This is a genomic window from Pseudomonas linyingensis (assembly GCF_900109175.1).
In the GTDB taxonomy this organism is placed as follows: domain Bacteria; phylum Pseudomonadota; class Gammaproteobacteria; order Pseudomonadales; family Pseudomonadaceae; genus Geopseudomonas; species Geopseudomonas linyingensis.
On sequence record NZ_FNZE01000015.1, the window covers coordinates 31194 to 52903 of the forward strand.

At 66.1% G+C, this 21710-nt stretch carries 25 protein-coding genes and 1 tRNA gene; 25 read left to right on the plus strand and 1 reads right to left on the minus strand.

Features of this window, described 5'->3' with window-relative positions; translation table 11 throughout:
* Window positions 1–102 precede the first annotated feature (102 nt).
* The 9 genes from BMZ19_RS16890 (at window position 103) to BMZ19_RS16930 (ending at window position 7345) form a co-directional block, all read left to right on the plus strand.
* Window positions 103–801 carry a thermostable hemolysin gene (locus BMZ19_RS16890; protein WP_090312753.1) on the plus strand — a complete coding sequence of 233 codons (699 nt, stop codon included), beginning with the start codon at window positions 103–105 and terminating at the stop codon, window positions 799–801.
* Window positions 785–2245, plus strand: a complete 1461-nt coding sequence (locus tag BMZ19_RS16895) for an AMP-binding protein (protein WP_090312754.1) — start codon at window positions 785–787, stop codon at window positions 2243–2245. Before BMZ19_RS16890 ends, BMZ19_RS16895 begins: the two co-directional genes overlap by 17 nt.
* A 13-nt stretch (window positions 2246–2258) precedes the next feature.
* On the plus strand, window positions 2259–2933 hold the full coding sequence (locus BMZ19_RS16900) for an iron-containing redox enzyme family protein (RefSeq protein ID WP_090312755.1): 675 nt from the start codon (window positions 2259–2261) through the stop codon (window positions 2931–2933).
* The gene (locus tag BMZ19_RS16905; RefSeq protein ID WP_090312756.1) at window positions 2920–3711 is read left to right on the plus strand and encodes an SDR family oxidoreductase; all 792 of its coding nucleotides are present in this window, start codon (window positions 2920–2922) and stop codon (window positions 3709–3711) included. The genes BMZ19_RS16900 and BMZ19_RS16905 overlap by 14 nt, the downstream gene beginning before the upstream one ends.
* 25 nt (window positions 3712–3736) lie before the next feature.
* Window positions 3737–4393, plus strand: a complete 657-nt coding sequence (locus BMZ19_RS16910) for a tetratricopeptide repeat protein (protein WP_090312757.1) — start codon at window positions 3737–3739, stop codon at window positions 4391–4393.
* Window positions 4394–4524: 131 nt separating this feature from the next.
* Entirely contained in the window at window positions 4525–5184 is a 660-nt protein-coding gene (locus BMZ19_RS16915; RefSeq protein WP_090312758.1) for a response regulator, read from the plus strand.
* On the plus strand, window positions 5181–6656 hold the full coding sequence (locus tag BMZ19_RS16920; RefSeq protein WP_170847797.1) for an ATP-binding protein: 1476 nt from the start codon (window positions 5181–5183) through the stop codon (window positions 6654–6656). The genes BMZ19_RS16915 and BMZ19_RS16920 overlap by 4 nt, the downstream gene beginning before the upstream one ends.
* 51 nt (window positions 6657–6707) lie before the next feature.
* Window positions 6708–7142, plus strand: a complete 435-nt coding sequence (locus tag BMZ19_RS16925; RefSeq protein ID WP_090312760.1) for an HIT family protein — start codon at window positions 6708–6710, stop codon at window positions 7140–7142.
* A complete protein-coding gene (locus tag BMZ19_RS16930) occupies window positions 7139–7345 on the plus strand; it encodes a SlyX family protein (RefSeq protein WP_090312761.1) in 207 nt (68 codons plus the stop codon). The genes BMZ19_RS16925 and BMZ19_RS16930 overlap by 4 nt, the downstream gene beginning before the upstream one ends.
* Window positions 7346–7417: 72 nt before the next feature.
* On the opposite strand, the gene BMZ19_RS22845 is transcribed toward BMZ19_RS16930, so the two are convergent.
* On the minus strand, window positions 7418–8086 hold the full coding sequence (locus tag BMZ19_RS22845) for a cold-shock protein (protein ID WP_090312833.1): 669 nt from the start codon (window positions 8084–8086) through the stop codon (window positions 7418–7420).
* 433 nt (window positions 8087–8519) lie between these two features.
* On the opposite strand from BMZ19_RS22845, the gene aspS reads away from it, so the two are divergent.
* From aspS to nadA, 16 genes are all read left to right on the plus strand, one after another.
* Window positions 8520–10295, plus strand: a complete 1776-nt coding sequence (gene aspS, locus BMZ19_RS16940; RefSeq protein ID WP_090312762.1) for an aspartate--tRNA ligase — start codon at window positions 8520–8522, stop codon at window positions 10293–10295.
* 90 nt (window positions 10296–10385) lie between these two features.
* Window positions 10386–11135 (plus strand): YebC/PmpR family DNA-binding transcriptional regulator, encoded by a 750-nt coding sequence (locus tag BMZ19_RS16945; RefSeq protein ID WP_090312763.1) that lies wholly within the window; start codon window positions 10386–10388, stop codon window positions 11133–11135.
* 193 nt (window positions 11136–11328) lie between these two features.
* The gene (gene ruvC / locus BMZ19_RS16950) at window positions 11329–11853 is read left to right on the plus strand and encodes a crossover junction endodeoxyribonuclease RuvC (RefSeq protein ID WP_090312764.1); all 525 of its coding nucleotides are present in this window, start codon (window positions 11329–11331) and stop codon (window positions 11851–11853) included.
* A gap of 17 nt (window positions 11854–11870) precedes the next feature.
* Complete coding sequence (gene ruvA, locus BMZ19_RS16955) at window positions 11871–12476, plus strand: Holliday junction branch migration protein RuvA (protein ID WP_090312765.1); 606 nt, start codon at window positions 11871–11873, stop codon at window positions 12474–12476.
* Window positions 12477–12494: 18 nt separating this feature from the next.
* Window positions 12495–13544 (plus strand): Holliday junction branch migration DNA helicase RuvB, encoded by a 1050-nt coding sequence (ruvB, locus tag BMZ19_RS16960; protein WP_090312766.1) that lies wholly within the window; start codon window positions 12495–12497, stop codon window positions 13542–13544.
* 53 nt (window positions 13545–13597) lie between these two features.
* Window positions 13598–14041, plus strand: a complete 444-nt coding sequence (ybgC, locus tag BMZ19_RS16965; protein ID WP_090312767.1) for a tol-pal system-associated acyl-CoA thioesterase — start codon at window positions 13598–13600, stop codon at window positions 14039–14041.
* Between the two features lie 2 nt (window positions 14042–14043).
* Entirely contained in the window at window positions 14044–14739 is a 696-nt protein-coding gene (gene tolQ / locus BMZ19_RS16970; protein WP_090312768.1) for a protein TolQ, read from the plus strand.
* A gap of 8 nt (window positions 14740–14747) precedes the next feature.
* Window positions 14748–15200, plus strand: a complete 453-nt coding sequence (gene tolR / locus BMZ19_RS16975) for a protein TolR (protein ID WP_090312769.1) — start codon at window positions 14748–14750, stop codon at window positions 15198–15200.
* Entirely contained in the window at window positions 15197–16249 is a 1053-nt protein-coding gene (tolA, locus tag BMZ19_RS16980; RefSeq protein WP_090312770.1) for a cell envelope integrity protein TolA, read from the plus strand. Before tolR ends, tolA begins: the two co-directional genes overlap by 4 nt.
* Complete coding sequence (tolB, locus tag BMZ19_RS16985; protein WP_090312771.1) at window positions 16246–17547, plus strand: Tol-Pal system beta propeller repeat protein TolB; 1302 nt, start codon at window positions 16246–16248, stop codon at window positions 17545–17547. The genes tolA and tolB overlap by 4 nt, the downstream gene beginning before the upstream one ends.
* Before the next feature lie 75 nt (window positions 17548–17622).
* Window positions 17623–18123, plus strand: coding sequence for a peptidoglycan-associated lipoprotein Pal (gene pal / locus BMZ19_RS16990; protein ID WP_090312772.1), 501 nt, complete (start codon window positions 17623–17625; stop codon window positions 18121–18123).
* Window positions 18124–18129: 6 nt separating this feature from the next.
* Complete coding sequence (gene ybgF, locus BMZ19_RS16995; RefSeq protein WP_090312773.1) at window positions 18130–18927, plus strand: tol-pal system protein YbgF; 798 nt, start codon at window positions 18130–18132, stop codon at window positions 18925–18927.
* A 122-nt stretch (window positions 18928–19049) separates the two neighbouring features.
* Entirely contained in the window at window positions 19050–19697 is a 648-nt protein-coding gene (queE, locus tag BMZ19_RS17000; protein ID WP_090312774.1) for a 7-carboxy-7-deazaguanine synthase QueE, read from the plus strand.
* Window positions 19698–19708: 11 nt separating this feature from the next.
* Complete coding sequence (gene queC / locus BMZ19_RS17005; RefSeq protein ID WP_280142178.1) at window positions 19709–20389, plus strand: 7-cyano-7-deazaguanine synthase QueC; 681 nt, start codon at window positions 19709–19711, stop codon at window positions 20387–20389.
* A gap of 59 nt (window positions 20390–20448) precedes the next feature.
* Window positions 20449–20523: transfer RNA gene (locus tag BMZ19_RS17010), tRNA-Lys, on the plus strand.
* A gap of 112 nt (window positions 20524–20635) precedes the next feature.
* Complete coding sequence (gene nadA / locus BMZ19_RS17015; protein WP_090312776.1) at window positions 20636–21694, plus strand: quinolinate synthase NadA; 1059 nt, start codon at window positions 20636–20638, stop codon at window positions 21692–21694.
* Window positions 21695–21710 lie beyond the last annotated feature (16 nt).

Below are 21710 nucleotides of genomic sequence, written 5' to 3' on the forward strand. Positions count from 1 at the left end.
GCTGCCAGTCACGGGAAGTGACGTCCGTCTCACCGTGCTTAAGACTGCGTTAAGTCAGTCGCCGCAGAATCGCCTCCATACCTTAAGACGAGAGGCCTTGTCATGGCGGCGCTTCAGGCTGGTCAGGATGATTATCTGGCAACGATCGGCACCCATGCCGAGCTTGCATTACAGGTTGCTATGCAAAAGCCGTGCACAGAGCGTCGCAGGCAGCTGGAAAGCTTTATCGGTGAGCGCTTTGCCGAGCATTATGGCGCTCGGATACGGCACTTCATGCCCTGTCTGCTGGGGCTGTACGACCACCAGCAGCAGTTGCAGGCGGCCCTTGGCGTACGCTGTGGGCAGAGTGGTTCACTGTTTCTCGAGCGTTATCTGGATGTGCCGGTCGAGCAGCGGATTGCCGAGCTCAATGGCGGCAGTCAACCCACGCGCGGAGCGATCGCCGAGGTCGGCAACCTGGCTTCGTTGGGTGCCGGGCATGCCCGGCTGCTGATCGTTGCGCTGACCGACCTGCTGGCGACGGCGGGCTTTCGCTGGGTGGCGTTCACCGGCACGTCGCTGCTGCTCAACAGCTTCCAGCGCCTGGGTTTGAGCCTGTTGCATCTGGGATCTGCCGATGGGCAGCGCCTGGGCGAAGAGCTGGCCGACTGGGGCAGCTACTACGCCACCCAGCCGCAGGTGATGGTCGGAGACGTGTTTGCCGCGCATCAGCGCCTGCTGTCGATGGGGGTCTATCGGCAACTGGGTTACCAGTCGGCTCAAGTACTGGACAGGGAGTTTGCCCATGTCGCCTGCGGTTGAGCGGTTGTGGCGGCGGCTGACTGCCCATGGCGAGCGTATTGCGCTGAGCGACGGTGTGCGCCAGTGGCGTTACGCCGAGCTGTTGCACGAAGTTGTTGCGCGTCAGGCGATCTTGCACCGCTGCAGTGCAAGGCGCCTGGCCATCGCGCTGGACAACGGCCCGGACTGGCTGCTCTGGGATCTGGCTGCGCTGTTCGCCGGGGTGGTCTGCGTGCCGCTGCCGGGGTTCTTCTCGCCGGCGCAGCAGCGCCATGTGCTCGACAGCGCCGGCGTCGATAGCCTGGTCGCCGCTGACCCCGAGGCTTTCACCGAGCTGGGCTTCGTGCCCGGCAGCGACGGCCTGTGTCAGCGTCCGGTCGCCGCTGCCGCGGCGCTGCCGGTCGGTACGGCGAAGATCACCTACACCTCCGGTACTACCGGTCAGCCCAAGGGCGTGTGTCTGTCGGTCGACGCCATGCTTGCCGTGGCCGAGAGCCTGCGCCAGACCCTCGCCAGCCGCGCCATCGAGCGCCACCTGTGCGTGCTGCCGCTGGCGACCCTGCTGGAGAACCTGGCCGGCAACTACACGCCGTTGCTGCTCGGCGCGCGCATCGAACTGCCGTCGCTGGCCGCGGTCGGACTGCGCGGCGCCAGTCAGTTCGAGCTGCCGGTCTTCCTCGCCACGCTGGCGCGCCTGCGCCCGAACAGCCTGATCCTCCTGCCGCAGCTGCTGCTGGGCTTGGTCACGGCGGCGGAGCGGGGGCTGCCGCTGCCGGATTCGCTGCGTTTCATCGCCGTCGGCGGCGGGCGGGTGGCGCCGCAGCTGCTCGAGCGCGCCGAGGCGCTGGGGTTGCCGGTGTTCGAGGGCTACGGGCTGTCCGAGTGCGCTTCGGTGGTCTGCCTGAACAGCCCCGAGCAGCGGCGCATCGGTACGGTCGGTCAGCCGCTGGCGCATGCCGAGGTCAGGCTGGCGGACGATGGCGAGGTGCTGGTGCGTGGCGCCTGCATGCTCGGCTACCTGGGCGAACCGCCGCTGGCGGACGGCTGGCTGGGCAGCGGCGATCTGGGCCACTGGGAGGACGGTTTCCTGGTCCTGCACGGGCGCAAGAAGCACCAGTTCGTCACCGCCTTCGGCCGCAACGTCAATCCCGAGTGGGTCGAGGCGGAGCTGGTCCAGCAGTTGCCGATTGCCCAGGCCTGGCTGTACGGCGAGGCGCTGGCGGCCAACGTCGCGGTGATTGTGCCGCGCAGCGGCGAGCTGGCGGACGGCGATCTGCAGGCCGCCATCGATCAGGTCAATGCCGGACTGCCCGATTACGCCCGCGTCCATCACTGGCTGCGCGCCGCGCAGCCGTTCAGCGAGGCCAACGGCCTGGCCACGGCCAACGGCCGGCTGCGCCGCGCCGCCCTGTTGCAGCATTACCAGAACGCCATCGACAACCTGATGGCCGTACAGAACATTTAGAGGAAGCGTACTGATGAGTTTCTACGAGTCCCTGCAAGAACAGACCCAGGCCGAGCGCGAATACCTGCTGGCTGCACCGATCTTCGCCGAGGTCCTGGCCGGGCGGATCAGCCTCGATAGCTACGTGGCCTTCCTCGGTCAGGCCTACCACCACGTCAAGCACACCGTGCCGCTGCTGATGGCCTGCGGGGCGCGCCTGCCGGAGCGGCTGGAGTGGTTGCGCGGCGCGATCGCCGAGTACATCGAGGAGGAGTACGGCCACCAGGAGTGGATCCTCAACGACATCCGCGCCTGTGGCGCCGATGCCGAGGCGGTGCGCAACGCCACGCCCAACCTGCCGACCGAGCTGATGGTCAGCTACGTCTACGACCGCATCGCTCGCGACAACCCGGTGAGCTTCTTCGGCATGGTCAACGTGCTGGAGGGCACCAGCATCGCCCTCGCGACCCAGGTCGCCGGAATCATCCAGGATCGCCTGCAGTTGCCGGACCAGGCCTTCAGCTACCTGACCTCCCACGGCAGCCTGGATATCAGTCATGTCGAGTTCTTCAAGACGCTGATGGATCGCCTCGACGATGCGGCCGACCAGGCCGCGGTGGTGCACACGGCGCGGGTGGTCTATCGCCTGTACGGCGACCTGTTCCGCAGCCTGCCGCTGCCCCGGGAGAGCCAGCATGCAGCTGTCTGAGTGTCGCGTGCTGCTCACCGGGGCCACCGGTGGCATTGGCCAGTTGCTGGCCGAGCGCCTGTGCGCCGACGGCGCGCGGGTGCTGCTGGTTGGCCGTCAGGCGAGTCGTCTCGAGCAACTGGTGACGCAGTGCCACGGCCGTGCCGAGAGCGTCTGCGCCGACATCACCGCCAGCGCCGGGCGTGAGTTGGTGCTGCAGGCCGCGCGGCGCTTCGGCGGCATCAATCTGCTGATCAACGCGGCGGGGATCAACCACTTCAGCATGCTCGAACAGCACGACGAGGAGGCCCTGGCGACGCTGGTCCAGCTCAACGTCACCGCCACCCTGCAGCTCACCCATCGCCTGCTGCCGATGCTGCGCGAGCAGGACCAGGCGCTGGTGGTGAACATCGGTTCGACCTTCGGCTCGATCGGCTATCCGGGCTTTTCCGCCTACTGCGCGAGCAAGTTCGCCCTGCGCGGCTTCTCCGAGGCGCTGCGCCGCGAGCTGGCCGACACTCGGGTCAAGGTGATGTACATCGCCCCGCGCGCCACCCGTACCAGCATGAACGAGCAGAGCGTGGTGGCGATGAACGACGAGCTGAAGGTGGCCATGGACGACCCGGCCCTGGTGGCCGATGCCGTGGTGAAGGCCATCGTCCGCGAGAGCGAGGAACTCTATCTGGGTTGGCCGGAAAAGCTCTTCGTGCGCCTCAACAGTCTGCTGCCGCGGGTGGTGGATCAGGCGCTGCGCAAGCAGCTGCCGATCATCCAGCGCTTTGCCCGCAACAAGCCCTGATCTTTCCCGTGAGTGGAGTAGAACCATGTCGAAATCCCTCGTGCGCGCCCTGATTCTGGGTGGTGCCCTGCTGCTCAGTCTGCCGAGCCTCGCCCTGACTGCCGCCGGTGCGCAAAGCCTCAAGCAGTTGCAGACCCGCTGGGCCGAAATCAACTATCAGCTGCCCGAGGCGCAGCGCGAGGCAGCGTTCGCCAAGCTGGCCGGCGAGGCCGAGGTCGCCCTCAAGGCCGAGCCGCAGGCGCCCGAGCTGCTGATCTGGCGCGGCATCATCCTCAGCACCTGGGCGGGCGCCAAGGGTGGACTGGGCGCGCTGGACCTGGTCAAGCAGGCGCGCGGCCAGTTCGAGCAGGCGATCAAGCTGGATGCCAAGGCCCTCGACGGCTCGGCCTACACCAGCCTCGGCTCGCTCTACTATCAGGTGCCGGGCTGGCCGGTCGGCTTCGGCGACGACGAGCGCGCCGAGCAGTTGCTCAAGCAGGCGCTGAGCCTGAATCCCGACGGCATCGACCCGAACTACTTCTACGGCGATTTCCTGCTGGGCGAGAAGCGCTATGCCGAGGCCGAGAAGGCGCTGGAAAAGGCCCTGGCCGCACTGCCGCGCCCCGGCCGTGAAGTGGCCGATGCCGGCCGCCGCCAGGAAGCGCAGGCGCTGCTGGACAAGGCACGCGCCAAGCTGAACTGATCGAGGGGGCGATAGTCCCGGTCCGAACTGCTCGCCGAGCCGGCGGAGGTGAGACACTTCCGCCGGCTCGGCGTTTTTTTGATTGAATACAGGTAGCGGTTGCCGGAGTAGGCCGAACACAGGAGTGCTGCATGCGGATATTGCTGGTGGAAGACGACAAGGCGCTGGGCGAGGGCATCCGTACCGCGCTCAAGCCCGAGGGCTACACGGTGGACTGGCTGCAGGATGGCGCCAGCGCCCTGCATGCCCTGAGTCACGAGAGCTTCGAGCTGTGCGTGCTGGATCTCGGTCTGCCGCGCATGGACGGCCTGGAGGTATTGCGCCGCCTGCGCACGGCCGGCAGCGCCATGCCGGTGCTGGTGCTCACCGCCCGCGATGCCACCAGCGACCGCATCGCCGGGCTGGATGCCGGCGCCGACGACTACCTGATCAAACCCTTCGATGTGGCCGAACTCAAGGCGCGTCTGCGTGCCCTGCTGCGGCGCAGTTTCGGCCGCGCCCAGCCGGCGCTGGAGTACCGCGGCATCCGCATCGAGCCCGACAGTCAGCAGGTGAGCTACCAGGGCACGCCGGTCAATCTGGCGCGCAAGGAATTTCTCCTCCTCCATGAGCTGCTGGCTCAGCCGGGCCGCGTGCTGACCCGCGACAAGCTGCAGCAGGTGCTGTATGGCTGGGGCGAGGAGGTGGAGAGCAACGCCCTCGAGGTGCATGTGCACCATCTGCGCAAGAAGTTCTTTCCCGAGCTGATCCGTACCGTGCGCGGCGTCGGCTACCTGGTGGACAAGGCATGAGGTTGCGTTCGATCCGTTCGCGGACCCTGGCGCTGGTGTTGGGGGTGCTGTGCATTGCCCTGACGCTGATTTCCTGGCGCAGCTACAGCGACGCCCAGCACGAGATCGAGGAGCTGTTCGACGCTCAGCTGGCGCAGGGCGCACGCCTGCTCGAGGGCATGGTCGGCCGCGATCTGCCTCCGGCCACCCGTGCCGCCATGCAGCAGGCGCTGGATGCGGCGCTGCAGGTCGAGCATGCTCCAGAGGGGCCGGCCGCTGGCGCCGAGGGCCACCGCTACGAAACCAAGCTGGCCTTCCTGGTGCTCGATGAGCGCGGCCAGTCCCTGCTGCGCTCGGCCAGCGCACCGCCGAACCTGCTGCCGCAGTTGCTCCAGCAACTGGGCGAGACCGGCCACGCGCTCGGCAAGGCAGAGCCGCTGTCGGCGCTGGGGACACGGCTGGCCGGTTATCACGATGTCCGTGTGGATGACAGCTACTGGCGGTTGTTCCTGCGTCAGGACGTGGTCGACCGGCACTGGATCCTGGTCGCCGAACGGGAGGATGTGCGCGGCGAGCTGGTCGGCAGCATCACGCTGCGCAGCCTGCTGCCGGACCTGATCGGCCTGCCGCTGTTGGCGCTGTTGGTCTGGTCGGCCATCGGTCTGGGCCTGCGCCCGCTGCAGCAGGTGGTGGGGCTGATCAAGGCGCGCGATGCGGAGAATCTCGCGCCGCTGACCTTGGCACCGTTGCCGCAGGAGCTGGAACCGATGGTCGCCGCGCTCAATCGTCTGCTCCAGCAGGTCACCACCCTGCTGGAGCGCGAGAAGCGCTTTCTCGCCGATGCCGCCCACGAGTTGCGCACGCCGCTGGCGGTGCTGCGCATCCATGCCCAGAACGCGCTGGAGGCACCGGAAGCCGCTGACCGCACCGCCGCCCTGCAGCAGCTGGGCACCGGCGTGGAGCGCGCCACCCGGGTGGTGACCCAGCTGCTGACTCTGGCACGTCTCGAGCCGGATGCCCTGCAGCGCAGCATGGCGATGCTGAATCTGGCGCCCTACGTGCGCGAGGAGCTAGCCGAACTGATCCCGCTGGCCCTGGAGCGCGAGCAGGAGCTGAGCCTCGACTACGACGAGGCGGCCGACTACCGCCTGCGGGCCGATGCGCCGAGCCTGGGCACCCTGCTGCAGAACCTGGTCGGCAATGCCGTGCAGTACACCCCGCGCGGCGGCTTGGTGGCGGTCAGTCTGCAGGCCGAGGCGCAGCGCGTCTGTCTGCGCGTGGCCGACAGCGGGCCGGGGGTGCCGGCCGAGCAGCGCGAGCAGCTGTTCCGGCGCTTCTATCGCCAGGGCGAGGGGCAGGGGGCGGGACTGGGGCTGTCGATCGTGCAGCGCATCGTCGAGCTGCACCGTGGCGAGATCCGGCTTGGCGAGGCAGCGCTGGGCGGGCTCGAAGTCGCGGTCTGGCTGCCGCGCAACCTGCCGCCAGTTGCCTAGCGAGCTGTGGCACACTGGCGCGCATCGCCGAACCACCAGGAGATAGCCGCCATGTTTGCCCTCGATCCCCGTCTGCAGCAGGACACCCTGCACGTCGGTGACTTCCCGCTGTGCCGCCTGCTGCTGATGAATGACGCCAGCTATCCCTGGTTCATCCTGGTGCCACGCCGCGAGGAGGTCAGCGAGCTGTTCCAGCTGGACGAAGTCGACCAGCGTTCGCTGTGGCACGAAACCAATCTGCTCGCCGAAGTGCTCAAGGACACCTTCAAGGCCGACAAGATGAACGTCGCCAGTCTCGGCAACATGGTCAGCCAGCTGCACATGCACGTGATCGCCCGCCGTCGCGGCGATGCCGCCTGGCCGGCGCCGGTATGGGGGCACCAGCCGGCGCAGCCGTACACCGAGGACCAGGTGAAGGAAGTGCGCGACCGGCTGAAGCTGGTGCTGGGTTCCGCAGACTTCCGCTTCGCGCAGGAGGCGGTATGAGTCTGGAGCAGCGCATCACCGAACTGGAAACCCGCCTGGCGTTCCAGGATGACGCCCTGCAGCAGCTGAGCGACGAGCTGCTGGCGCAGAATCGGCTGATCGACCGCATGCAGCGTCAGCTCGAGGCGCTGGCTGCCCGGCAGGCCGACCTGGCCGGGCAGATCGGCCCGGTGGAGGATGAAGCCCCGCCGCCGCACTACTGAGTCATCCTCGCCACAACGACAGAGCCCGCCAAAATGGCGGGCTCTGTCGTTGTGGCGTCGGGAGTGTGCGGATCAGTCGATGATCGTTACATCCTCGGCCTGCAGGCCCTTGTCGCGCTGGACCACGGAGAACTCCACGCGCTGGCCCTCGACCAGCACCCGGTGACCTTCGCCGCGGATGGCGCGAAAGTGCACGAAGATGTCCTCGCCGCGGTCGCGGGAGATGAAGCCGAAGCCCTTGGAGGTGTTGAACCACTTCACCGTGCCGGTCTCGCGCTCGCTGTCCGGCTCGCTGCGGCGGGTGGCGGTGGCCTTGGCGGCAGGTGCCTTGGCGCTTGGGCTGGGTGCCGTGCTGGGGCGGGAGGGAGCGGTCTGCTGGGTCGCCGGCGCGGCAGCCGCAGGAGCGGCACTCGGCTGCGGGATCAATTGCATGAGGGCGGCGAGGGCGACGGCCAGCAGGGTGAACAGCTCCGCCGGCTGCCCGCCGATGCTGCTCAGTGGCACCATCAGCGCCAGGCTTTGCAGGACCACGGCGAGGACCAGCAGGGTGCTGGCGGCGCCTTGCAGGCGCTGGCGGGCGCCAGCGACCAGCGGTGCGACCAGCAGGTTGGCCAGGCCGGTGAAGGCCAGGTACAGGGAGTCCGGCTGTTGCAGCCAGGGCAGGGCGTCGGCGCGCAGGCTGGGAACGATGGACAGCAGCAGGGCGGCCGCGCCCGACAAGAGGTGGACGGTTTTCAATATGCTCAAAGATTTCACCTTGGTAACCAACAGACACAGACGATTGCGTCCGGACATGACGACGGCGAGGCGGAAAGGGATGGCGCCAGGGTATTCAGGTCAGACCGGACGGCGCGGGACAGGCTCGGCGAACAGGTGCGCGAGCTGCCGCGACGCGGCGGCTATTTAACCGTAAAGGCTGCGGGCGCTCAATTGCGCCGTGCTGCAGAGCGGTACTGGGCGTGCGGGGATGTCGCCGGCATGCGGGCGGTGCGGGGCACAGGGCCTGCGCCGCGGGATTGTTTCAGGCTATAATCCCCGCCCTTTATCACGGCAAGGCCTGTCGCCGCCCGCGTGTTTGCGGCAGGTCGGCGCCTGGGGCGGCAGCGGTTGCCTGGCAGCCGCGGATCGACCGCCGTGCGGAATTTACGACTGACTTTTGAGAAGCGAACCGACCATGATGCGCAGCCACTATTGCGGCCAACTCAACGAAAGCCTGGACGGCCAGGAAGTCACCCTGTGCGGCTGGGTCCATCGCCGTCGCGACCACGGCGGGGTGATCTTCCTCGACATCCGCGACCGTGAAGGTCTGGCCCAGGTGGTGTTCGATCCGGATCGCGCCGAGACCTTCGCCAAGGCCGACCGCGTGCGCAGCGAGTACGTGGTCAAGCTGACCGGCAAGGTGCGCCTGCGTCCGGCCGGTGCGGTCAACCCGAACATGGCCAGCGGCGCCATCGAGGTGCTCGGCTACGAGCTGGAAGTGCTCAACGAGGCGGAAACCCCGCCGTTCCCGCTCAACGAGTACACCGACGTCGGCGAGGAAACCCGCCTGCGCTACCGCTTCATCGATCTGCGTCGCCCGGAGATGGCCGAGAAGCTCAAGCTGCGCTCGAGCATCACCAGCAGCATCCGTCGCTACCTGGACGACAACGGCTTCCTCGACGTCGAGACGCCGATCCTCACCCGTGCCACTCCGGAAGGCGCGCGCGACTACCTGGTGCCGAGCCGCACCCACGCCGGCAGCTTCTTCGCCCTGCCGCAGTCGCCGCAGCTGTTCAAGCAGCTGCTGATGGTCGCCGGCTTCGACCGTTACTACCAGATCGCCAAGTGCTTCCGCGACGAGGACCTGCGCGCCGACCGTCAGCCGGAATTCACCCAGATCGACATCGAGACCAGCTTCCTCGACGAGGCCGACATCATCGGTCTGACCGAGAAGATGATCCGCAAGCTGTTCAAGGAAGTGCTCGACGTCGAGTTCGGCGAATTCCCGCACATGCCCTACTCCGAGGCCATGCGCCGCTACGGCTCGGACAAGCCGGACCTGCGCATCCCGATGGAACTGGTCGATGTCGAGGACCAGCTCAAGGATGTGGAGTTCAAGGTGTTCGCCGGCCCGGCCAACGATCCCAAGTGCCGCGTGACCGCCCTGCGCGTCCCTGGCGGCGCGAGCATGCCGCGCAAGCAGATCGACGACTACACCAAGTTCGTCGGCATCTACGGCGCCAAGGGCCTGGCCTACATCAAGGTCAACGAGCGCGCCAAGGGCGTCGAAGGCCTGCAGTCGCCGATCGTCAAGAACATCCCGGAAGCCAACCTCAACGTGATCCTCGATCGCGTCGGTGCGGTCGACGGCGACATCGTGTTCTTCGGCGCCGACAAGGCCAAGATCGTTTCCGAAGCCCTCGGTGCCCTGCGCATCAAGCTCGGTCACGACCTCAACCTGCTGACCTGCCAGTGGGCGCCGATGTGGGTGGTCGACTTCCCGATGTTCGAGGAAAACGACGACGGTTCGTTCTCCGCGCTGCACCACCCGTTCACCGCGCCCAAGTGCTCGCCGGAAGAGCTGGCCGCCAACCCGGGTGCCGCCCTGTCGCGCGCCTACGACATGGTGCTCAACGGCACCGAGCTGGGCGGCGGCTCGATCCGTATCCATCGCAAGGACATGCAGGAAGCGGTATTCCGCATCCTCGGCATCGACGAGGCCGAGCAGCAGGAGAAGTTCGGCTTCCTGCTCGACGCCCTGAAGTTCGGTGCGCCGCCGCACGGTGGTCTGGCCTTCGGTCTCGACCGTCTGGTGATGCTGATGACCGGCTCCCATTCGATTCGCGATGTGATCGCCTTCCCGAAAACCCAGAGCGCCGCCTGCGTGATGACCCAGGCGCCGGGCACCGTGGACAACAAGCAGTTGCGCGAGCTGAACATTCGCCTGCGCGAGCAGCCCAAGGCCGAATAAGTCGCCCCGAAGGAGCCTGGTTATGCCAGGCTCCTTCAGTTCAGGGGTTGCAAAAGTACAAGATCCACCAGAAACACGACGGAGAGAGTCATGGCAGGTCATTCCAAATGGGCCAACATCAAACACCGTAAGGAACGTCAGGACGCCAAGCGCGGCAAGATCTTCACCAAGCTGATCCGCGAACTGACCGTTGCGGCCAAGCATGGTGGCGGCGTGCCGGCCGACAACCCGCGCCTGCGCCTGGCGGTGGACAAGGCGCTGACCGCCAACATGACCCGCGACACCATCGAGCGCGCCATCGCCCGTGGCGCCGGCTCCAGCGAAGCCGACAACATGGTCGAGCTGAGCTACGAGGGCTACGCGCCCAGCGGCGTGGCGATCATCATCGAGGCGATGACCGACAACCGCAACCGCACCGCGGCCGAAGTGCGCCATGCCTTCAGCAAGTGCGGCGGCAACCTGGGCACCGACGGCTCGGTGGCCTACATGTTCGACCGCAAGGGTCAGATCAGCTTCGCCCCGGGCGTCAACGAGGACGCACTGATGGAAGCGGCGCTGGAGGCCGGCGCCGACGACATCGTCACCAACGACGACGGCTCGATGGACGTGTTCACCAGCTTCGCCGACTTCCTCGCGGTCAACGAGGCGTTGACCGCCGCCGGCTTCAAGGGCGACGAGGCCGAAGTGGCGATGATCCCGTCGATCACCGCGCCGGTCGCCGACCTGGAAACCGCGCAGAAGGTGCTCAAGCTGATCGACATGCTCGAGGACCTCGACGACGTGCAGAACGTCTACCACAACGCCGAGATTCCCGACGAGATCATGGAGCAGCTCGGCTGAGGTCGACGATCCTGCGGGGCATGCACAGCCGGAAGAGTGAATGCTCTTCCGGCTTTGTTTTTGGGAGAGGCGTCATGGGCCGGCTTGCCGGACGTGACGGCGCGGCATGCTCCACCTATACTCGCGGCTGGATAAATAGACAGTGGCTATCGGTTGTGGCGGGCCACTGCCCGACTCGGCTGGATGACTCCGCATGACCCTGATTCTCGGCATCGACCCCGGTTCGCGCATCACCGGCTACGGCGTGGTGCGCGACACCGGGCGCGGCTGCGAGTATGTCGCCTCGGGCTGCATCCGCACCGGCGACGGGCCGTTGCCCGAGCGGCTGCAGAAGGTCTATCGCGGCGTGCGCGAGGTGATCCGCCTGCACGGCCCGGTGATGCTCGGCATCGAGCAGGTGTTCATGGCGCGCAACGCCGACTCGGCGCTCAAGCTCGGTCAGGCCCGCGGCGCGGCCATCGTCGCGGCGATGGAGGAGGGGCTGTCGGTCGACGAGTACACCGCCACCCAGGTCAAGCAGGCCATCGTCGGTACCGGCGCGGCGGACAAGCAGCAGGTGCAGTTGATGGTCATGCACCTGCTCAAGCTGGTGCAGAAGCCGCAGATCGACGCCTCCGATGCCCTGGCCATCGCCCTCTGCCATGCCCATCACCGGCAGAGCCTGCTTCCCCATGGCCTGTCCACCGCGCGCCGGCGCGGCGGGCGGCTGCGTCTCTGATTGAAGGACAGCACAGCATGATCGGACGCCTGCGCGGCACCCTGGCGGAAAAGCAACCACCCCACCTGATCGTCGATGTCGGCGGTATCGGCTACGAGCTGGAAGTGCCGATGACCACGCTCTATCGTCTGCCGGCGGTGGGCGAGCCGCTGACCCTGCATACCCACCTGGTGGTGCGCGAGGACGCCCATCTGCTCTATGGTTTCTCCAGCAAGCGCGAGCGCGAGCTGTTTCGCGAGCTGATCCGCCTCAACGGCGTCGGTCCCAAGCTGGCGCTGGCGCTGATGTCGGCGCTGGAGGTGGACGAGCTGGTGCGCTGCGTGCAGGCGGAGGATACCTCGGCGCTGACCAAGGTGCCGGGCGTTGGCAAGAAGACCGCCGAGCGCCTGCTGGTCGAACTCAAGGATCGCTTCAAGGTCTGGGAGTCGATGCCGTCGATTGCCCCGCTGGTGGTGGAACCTGCGCGCGCGGCAGCGGTCTCAAGCGCACAGAGCGATGCGGTGAGCGCCCTGGTGGCCCTCGGCTTCAAGCCAGCGGAGGCCAGTCGCGCCGTCAGTCTGGTGGACGAGGACGATCTGTCCAGCGAAGAACTGATCCGCCGTGCCCTCAAGGGCATGGCCTGAACCCGTGGATGACCCCAGATGATTGAAGCCGACCGCCTGATCACGGCTGCGCCGCGCGAACGCGAGGAGCAGCAGGATCGCGCCATCCGCCCGCTGAAGCTGGCCGAGTACATCGGCCAGCCCGGCGTGCGCGAACAGATGGAGCTGTTCATCCAGGCGGCCAGAGGCCGGGCGGAAGCGCTGGACCACACGCTGATCTTCGGCCCGCCGGGCCTCGGCAAGACCACCCTGGCCAACATCATCGCCCAGGAAATGGGCGTGTCGATCAAGAGCACCTCCGGCCCGGTGCTGGAGCGCCCAGGCGATCTGGCGGCGCTGCTGACCAACCTCGAGCCGGGCGACGTGCTGTTCGTCGACGAGATTCATCGCCTGTCGCCGATCGTCGAGGAGGTGCTCTACCCGGCGATGGAGGACTACCAGCTCGACATCATGATCGGCGAGGGACCGGGGGCGCGCTCGATCAAGCTCGACCTGCCGCCGTTCACCCTGATCGGCGCGACCACCCGCGCGGGCATGCTGACCAACCCGCTGCGCGACCGCTTCGGCATCGTCCAGCGTCTGGAGTTCTACAATGTCGAGGATCTGTCGACCATCGTCACCCGTTCGGCGGGGATTCTCGGTCTGCCCATCGACGCCCAGGGCGCCTTCGAGATTGCCCGTCGCGCGCGCGGCACACCGCGCATCGCCAACCGCCTGCTGCGCCGGGTGCGCGATTTTGCCGAGGTGCGCGGTCAGGGCGAGATCAGCCTGGCGATCGCCGATCGCGCGCTGAACCTGCTGGACATCGACGCCCACGGCTTCGATCACCAGGACCGCCGCCTGCTGCTGACCATGATCGACAAGTTCGATGGCGGTCCGGTGGGTATCGACAGCCTGGCGGCGGCGATCAGCGAGGAGCGCCACACCATCGAGGACGTGCTCGAGCCCTACCTGATCCAGCAGGGCTACATCATGCGCACGCCGCGCGGCCGGGTGGTGACCCGTCACGCCTACCTGCACTTCGGCCTCAATGTGCCGGGGCGCCTGAGCCAGATCAGTGACGCCGGCCTGTCTGGCGCCGACGATTGACGGAAAAAATAGTTGCCACGGCCGTTGGCAACCGGAGGAGCCGAGACTAGAGTATGCGCGCGCAACACGAGGGACAGCCGTTCACCCATGCCTGTCGGGTCTATTACGAAGACACCGACGCGGGCGGCGTCGTCTATTACGTCAATTACCTCAAGTTCATGGAGCGGGCTCGCACCGAATGGTTGCGCGCACTGGGCTGTGCCCAGTCGCAACTGGCGGCGGAGAACCTGCTGTTCGTCGTGCATTCGGCCGAGGCGCGCTACCTGGCGCCGGCGCGGCTGGACGACGAGCTGCGGGTCAGTGCCGAAATCATCGAGCTCAACCGTGCCAGCCTGCGCTTTCGTCAGCAGGTGTGGCGGACAAGCGATGCGACGCTGCTCTGTGAAGGGCAGATCATGGTGGCCTGTGTGCGCGCCGACAGTTTCAAACCCCGGGCCATACCCGAAGCGCTGCGTGCAGCCTTCGCTGGCGCGGGTCTATCCCCTGCAGGAGAGTAAGCGTGGAAGCCAACGCCGTTGACCATATGTCCATGTGGAGCCTGATCAGCAATGCCAGTTTCGTGGTGCAACTGGTGATGCTGATCCTGGTGGCTGCCTCGGTCACTTCGTGGATCATGATTTTCCAGCGCAGCGCCCTGCTGCGTGCCGCCAAGCGCGGGCTGGATACCTTCGAGGAGCGCTTCTGGTCGGGCATCGACCTGTCCAAGCTGTATCGCCAGGCCGGCAGCAACCCCGACCCGGACTCCGGTGTCGAGCAGATATTCCGTGCCGGCTTCAAGGAGTTCTCGCGCCTGCGCCAGCAGCCGGGGGTCGACCCGGATGCGGTGATGGACGGCGTCAACCGCGCCATGCGCGTGGCGATCTCGCGCGAGGAAGAGAAGCTCGAGCAGAGCCTGCCGTTCCTCGCCACCGTCGGTTCCACCAGTCCCTATATCGGCCTGTTCGGTACCGTGTGGGGGATCATGAACTCGTTCCGCGGCCTGGCCCAGGTGCAGCAGGCGACCCTCGCCACCGTGGCGCCGGGTATCGCCGAGGCGCTGATCGCCACCGCCATCGGCCTGTTCGCCGCCATTCCGGCGGTCATCGCCTACAACCGCTTCGCAGCCCGCGGCGAGATGTTCATCGGCCGCTACTACACCTTCGCCGATGAGTTCCAGGCCATCCTGCATCGCAAGGTGCACACCTCGGACGACTGAGACCCCTCATGGCCAGAATTCGCAACAGACGCAAGCCGGTCGCCGAGATGAACGTCGTGCCCTATATCGACGTGATGCTGGTGCTGCTGGTGATCTTCATGGTGACCGCGCCGATGCTCAACCAGGGGGTCAAGGTCGACCTGCCCAAGGTGGGCAGCGAGGCGTTGCCGCAGGACAACAACGCCCAGGTACTGACCATCTCGATCAAGGCCGACAAGACCTATTACTGGAACATGGGTAGCGAGGTCGATACCGACACCGTGCAGGACAGCGCCCTGACCCTGGAGCAGATGACCCAGGCGGTGACCGCGATCATGAACCAGAGTCGGAGTCAGGGTAAACAGGTCCAGGTCTTCGTCCGCGGTGACAAGGCGGTTGACTACGGCGCGGTGATGGCGGCCATGGGCGGTCTGCAACAGGCTGGCGTGGGCAACGTCGGGCTGATTACCGAGGCGCCCTGATGCAGCAGCGTGAGCGCTCTTCCCCGGAAAGCTATTTTTGGCCGACCATCTGGGCAGTGGGTCTGCACGTCCTGATCTTTGCCATGCTGTTCGTCAGCTTCTCGATGACCCCGGAACTGCCGCCGTCGCGGCCGATCGTGCAGGCGACCCTGTACCAGCTCAAGTCGCAGAGCCAGGCGACCGTGCAGACCAACCAGAAAATTGCCGGCGAGGCGAAGAAGACTGCGGCGCCGCAGTACGAAACCGAGCAGATGGAGCAGAAGAAGGTCGAGCAGCAGCGACTGGCGGCGGCCAAGGCGGCGGAGCAAAAGAGGGCCGAAGAGGCTCGAAAGACCGAGCAGGCCAAGGCCGCCGAGGCGCAGAAGCAGAAGGAAGTCGCTGCAGCCAAGGCCAAGACGGAAGCTGAGAAGAAGGCCGCCGAGCAGAAGCAACAGGCCGACATCGCCAAGAAGAAGGCTGCCGAGGAAGCGGCGAAGAAGAAGGCGGCAGACGAGGCGGCCAAGAAAAAGGCAGCGGAAGAGGCGGCGAAGAAGAAAGCCGCCGAGGATGCCAAGAAGAAGGCAGCCGAGGAAGCGAAGAAAAAGGCTGCAGCCGATGCCGCGAAGAGCAAGGCGGCCGAGGACGCGAAGAAGAAAGCCGCGGCCGATGCTTCTCGCAAGGCCACGGAAGACAAGAAAGCGGCTGCGCTGGCCGAGCTGCTGGCCGACGATGTGCAGCACCAGCAGGCGCTGGCTGACAGCGTCGGCGACCAGGTGGCCGGCAACCTGGATGACCTGATCATCAATCTGGTCAGCCAGCAGTGGCGGCGTCCGCCGTCGGCACGCAACGGCATGAGCGTGGAAGTGCTGATCCAGATGCTGCCCGACGGCACCATCACCAACGCACGTGTGAATCGCTCCAGCGGTGATACGGCCTTCGACAACTCGGCAGTTGCCGCAGTGCGCAATGTCGGTCGTATCCCCGAGCTGCAGCAGCTGGACCGCGCGACCTTCGACAAGATGTATCGTCAGCGTCGCATGATATTCAAACCGGAGGACTTGAGCCTGTGAACACCCTGATCCGCATGGCCCTACTGGGCCTGGCGCTGCTCGCCGGTGTGGCGAAAGCGGCCGACCCGCTGGTGGTTTCCAGCGGTACCGATCGCGCCATCCCGATTGCCGTGGTGCCGTTCGGCTCGCAGGGCGGCGCCGTGCTGCCCGAGGACATGGCCGAGATCATCGGCAAGGACCTGCGCAACTCCGGCTACTTCGAGCCGATCCCGCGCCAGAACATGATCAGCCTGCCGAGCCAGGCCAGCGAGGTCATCTACCGTGACTGGAAGGCGCTGGGCGCCCAGTACGTGCTCACCGGCAGCATGGTACCCAACGGTGGCGGCGTGCAGATCCAGTACGCGCTGTTCAACGTCACCACCGAGCAGCAGATGCTCACCGGCAGCGTCGGCGGCACGACGGCCCAATTGCGCGACATGGCGCACTACATCGCCGACCAGTCGTTCGAGAAGCTCACCGGCATCAAGGGCGCCTTCTCGACCCGCATGCTCTACGTCACCGCCGAACGCTTCTCTGCCAACAACACCCGTTACACCCTGCAGCGCTCCGACTATGACGGCGCGCGGGCGGTGACCCTGTTGCAGTCGCGCGAACCGATCCTGTCGCCGAGCTTCGCGCCGGATGGCCGCCGGGTGGCCTACGTGTCGTTCGAGCAGCAGCGTCCGCGGATCTTCGTCCAGCACATCGACACCGGCCGCCGCGAGCAGATCACCAACTTCGAGGGCCTCAACGGCGCCCCGGCCTGGTCGCCGGACGGCAATCGCCTGGCCTTCGTGCTGTCGCGCGACGGCAACCCGGAGATCTACGTGATGGACATGGGCAGCCGTCAGGTGCGCCGCGTGACCAATAGCCCGGCCATCGATACCGAGCCCTTCTGGGGCAAGGACGGCCAGACCATCTACTTCACCTCGGATCGTGGCGGCAAGCCGCAGATCTACAAGACCGGCCTCGGTGGTGGTGTCGAGCGGGTGACCTTCGTCGGCAACTACAACGCCAACCCGAAGCTGTCCGCGGATGAACGCACCCTTGTCATGATCCACCGCCAGGATGGTTTCACCGTGTTCAAGGTGGCTGCCATGGACCTGCAGCGTGGTGGTGCCCCGCGCATCCTCTCCGGCGAGACCAGTCTGGACGAGTCGCCCACTGTTGCGCCCAATGGCACCATGCTAATCTACGCCACCCGCCAACAGGGCAGGGGGGTGCTCATGCTCGTGTCCACCAATGGTCGCGTACGGCTCCCGCTTCCTGTCGCTCAGGGCGAAGTCCGTGAGCCTTCCTGGTCTCCCTATCTGAACTGACGGCGGCTGCCAACTGCTCGTTTCAATACGTTGTTTTGAACATGTTGTTTTGAACACACACTGGGGTTTTAAAAGATGGAAATGCTGAAAATCGGCAAATTTGCTGCGCTGGCTCTGGCTATGGCAGTTGCCGTAGGTTGCTCCTCCAAGGGCGGTGATGCTGCTGGCGAAGGTGCAGTCGATCCGAACGCTGGCTACGGTGCCAACACCGGTGCCGTCGATGGCAGCCTGAACGGTGAAGAGGCGGCCCTGCGCGCCATCACCACCTTCTTCTTCGAGTACGACAGCTCCGACCTGAAGCCGGAAGCCATGCGCGCTCTGGACGTTCACGCTCGCGACCTGCAGTCCAACGGCGCTCGCGTCGTCCTGGAAGGCCACGCTGACGAGCGCGGCACCCGCGAGTACAACATGGCTCTGGGCGAGCGTCGCGCCAAGGCCGTTCAGCGCTACCTGGTGCTGCAGGGCGTGTCCCCGGCCCAGCTGGAGCTGGTGTCCTACGGTGAAGAGCGTCCGATGGCCATGGGCACCAGCGAAGAGAGCTGGGCGCAGAACCGTCGCGTCGAACTGAAGAAGTAACAAGCCATGCGCAAGCACTCCCGTCTCCTGTTCCTGCTGGCTTTGGCCGCACCCTTCGCGACCTGGGCCCAGGTGCCCGTCATCGAGGGTGGCAACGGTTATCCGCCGTCCGGCTATGGAGCCACGGGAGCTGCTTATGCCGGTGGGGCGGTAACCCCCGCTCCTACCTCGGCCCAAGGTGAGCTCTTCCTGCAGCTGCAACAGCTGCAGGAAGAGGTTGCCCGCCTGCGCGGTACCCTGGAAGAGCAGCAGTACGAAATCCAGCGTCTCAAGCAGGAAAGCCTCGAGCGTTACCAGGATCTCGACGGCCGTCTGTCCTCCGTGGGCCAGGCGCCGGCACCGGCTCCTGTTGTCCCGGCGGCAAACGGCTCCCAGGCCGCAGCGCCTGTCGCGCCGGCTGCGCCAGCCAATGGCGCCCCGGGTGATCCGGCCAAGGAAAAACTGTTCTACGATGCCGCCTTCGACCTGATCAAGGCGAAGGATTTTGCCAAGGCCGATCAGGCCTTCAGCGCATTCCTGCGCAAGTATCCGACCAGTCAGTACGCCGGCAACGCGCAGTACTGGCTGGGTGAAGTGAAGCTCGCCCAGGGCGATCTGCAGGGCGCCGGGCGTGCCTTTGCCCAGGTCAGCCAGGGTTACCCGAACCACCAGAAGGTGGCCGACTCGCTGTACAAGCTCGCCGATGTCGAGCAGCGCCTCGGTAACCCCGACAAGGCGCGCGGCATCCTGCAGCAGGTGATTGCCCAGTATCCTGGCACTTCGGCGGCCCAGTTGGCCCAGCGCGATCTCGCCCGGCTGCCCTGAGCGCCGCCTGCTGTACCGAGGAAACCCGCGCCCGGCGCGGGTTTTTTCGTTAAACTCGCACTCCTTTTTCCACTTCCTGCAACGGAGGCGGATGGCCTGTTTCGCCATCACGCCCGGGGCTTATGAACCAGACTCTGCGCATCACCGAAATCTTCCATTCGCTGCAGGGGGAAACACGTACCGTCGGCCTGCCGACCGTGTTCGTGCGCCTGACCGGCTGTCCCCTGCGCTGTCAGTACTGCGATACCGCCTACGCGTTCAGTGGTGGCGAGGTCATGACCCTCGAACAGATCCTCGCCCAGGTCGCCAGCTACAAGCCGCGCTACGTCTGCGTGACCGGCGGTGAGCCGCTGGCGCAGCCGAACTGCATTCCGCTGCTCGAGGCGCTGTGCGACGCCGGCTACCAGGTGTCGCTGGAGACCAGTGGCGCCCTGGATATCGCGCCGGTGGATACCCGGGTCAGCCGGGTGGTCGACCTGAAAACCCCGGGATCGGCGGAGGTGGGCCGCAATCGCTATGAGAACATGGCCGAGCTGACCGGCAACGATCAGGTCAAGTTCGTCATCTGTTCGCGTGAGGACTACGACTGGGCAGTCTCCAAGATCATCGAGTACCGCCTCGACCAGCGTGCCGGCGAGCTGCTGATGTCGCCCAGCCACCACGAGCTGGAGGCACGCAGCCTGGCCGAGTGGATCATCGCCGACAACCTGCCGGTACGCCTGCAGCTGCAGCTGCACAAGTACCTGTGGAACGACGAGCCCGGCCACTGATCGCGAGGAGCATCGACATGACTGACAAGAAAGCAGTAATCCTGCTCTCCGGCGGCCTCGACTCCGCCACCGTGCTGGCCATGGCCCTTGCCGAGGGCTATGCCTGCTACACCATGAGCTTCGACTACGGTCAACGTCACCGCGCCGAGCTGCAGGCGGCCGAGCGGGTAGCGCGCCAGCTGGGGGCGGTCGAGCACAAGGTGGTCGGCATCGACCTCAACGGTATCGGCGGCTCGGCGCTGACCGACGACAGCATCGCCGTGCCGGAAGAGCCGGGCGAGGGCATCCCGGTGACCTATGTGCCGGCGCGCAACACCCTGTTCCTCTCGCTGGCGCTGGGCTGGGCTGAGGTGCTGGGCGCCCGCGATATCTTCATCGGCGTCAATGCGGTGGACTACTCGGGCTATCCGGACTGTCGGCCGGAGTTCATCACTGCCTTCGAGCGCCTGGCCAATCTGGCCACCAAGGCCGGCGTGGAGGGCGAGGGCTTTCGCATCCGGGCGCCGCTGCAGTACCTGTCCAAGGCGCAGATCATCGAGGCGGGGCTGACCCGCGGCGTGGATTTCGCCCTGACGGTCTCCTGCTATCAGGCCGATGCCGACGGCCGCGCCTGTGGCCGCTGCGACAGCTGCCGTCTGCGTGCTGAAGGCTTCCGCGCCGCCGGGGTTGCCGATCCGACCCGCTATGTTTGAAATTATTTGCCTTGGGGTGTTGTATTTCCGTTAGAAATCAGTAATATACACACCAAGTTGGGGCGTTAGCTCAGTGGTAGAGCAGTTGGCTTTTAACCAATTGGTCGTAGGTTCGAATCCCACACGCCCCACCATTTTTCCCTCCTCGCAGTTCCCCGCGTTTCTTCCCTGCTAGTTATCCCGTCTGGTGCTCTGGATCGGGTTTATACTCCGTTTCCCGCACCCTAACCTTCAGGTGCAGCAAACATGACGCAGATTTCCGAACAACTCCTGGTCCAGGCCCATCTGGACGCCAAGCAGCCGCGCCCGCTCACCGAGCTGGAGATCGCCGACTACCGTCAGGCCATCGCTGCCGAGCTCAAGGCCCGTGACGCCGTGCTGGTTGCCCACTACTACACCGATCCGATCCTCCAGGCGCTGGCCGAGGAAACCGGTGGTTGCGTGTCCGACTCGCTGGAGATGGCCCGCTTCGGCAGCCAGAGTCCGGCCTCGACCATCGTGGTCGCCGGCGTGCGCTTCATGGGCGAGACGGCCAAGATCCTCAACCCCGAAAAGCGCATCCTGATGCCGACCCTCGAAGCGACCTGCTCGCTGGACCTAGGTTGTCCGGTCGAGGAGTTCTCGGCCTTCTGCGACCAGCATCCCGAGCGCACCGTGGTGGTCTACGCCAATACTTCGGCGGCGGTGAAGGCGCGCGCCGACTGGGTGGTGACCTCCAGCTGCGCGGTGGAGATCGTCGAGAGCCTGATGGACAACGGCGAGAAGATCCTTTGGGCGCCGGATCGCTACCTGGGGGGGTATATCCAGCGCGAAACCGGCGCCGACATGCTGCTCTGGGAGGGTTCGTGCATCGTCCACGAGGAGTTCAAGGCCAAGCAGCTGCACGACCTCAAGGAGCTGTATCCGGAGGCGGCGGTGCTGGTGCACCCGGAATCGCCGGAGTCGGTGATCGCTCTGGCCGACGCGGTGGGCTCCACCAGCCAGCTGATCAAGGCGGCGCAGACCCTGCCCAACCAGATCTTCATCGTCGCCACCGACCGCGGCATCCTCTGGAAGATGCAGCAGCTGTGCCCCGGTAAGTCGTTCATCGAGGCGCCGACCGCCGGCCAGGGCGCGACCTGCCGCAGCTGTGCGCACTGCCCGTGGATGGCGATGAACACCCTGGAGCGCACGCTCCAGTGCCTGCGTGAGGGCAGCAACGAGATCCATGTCGATCCGGTGCTGATTCCCAAGGCGGTCAAGCCGCTCAAGCGCATGCTCGACTTCACCCAGGCGGCACGGCTCAAGGTGACCGGCAACGCCTGATCGGTCGCGCAGATGG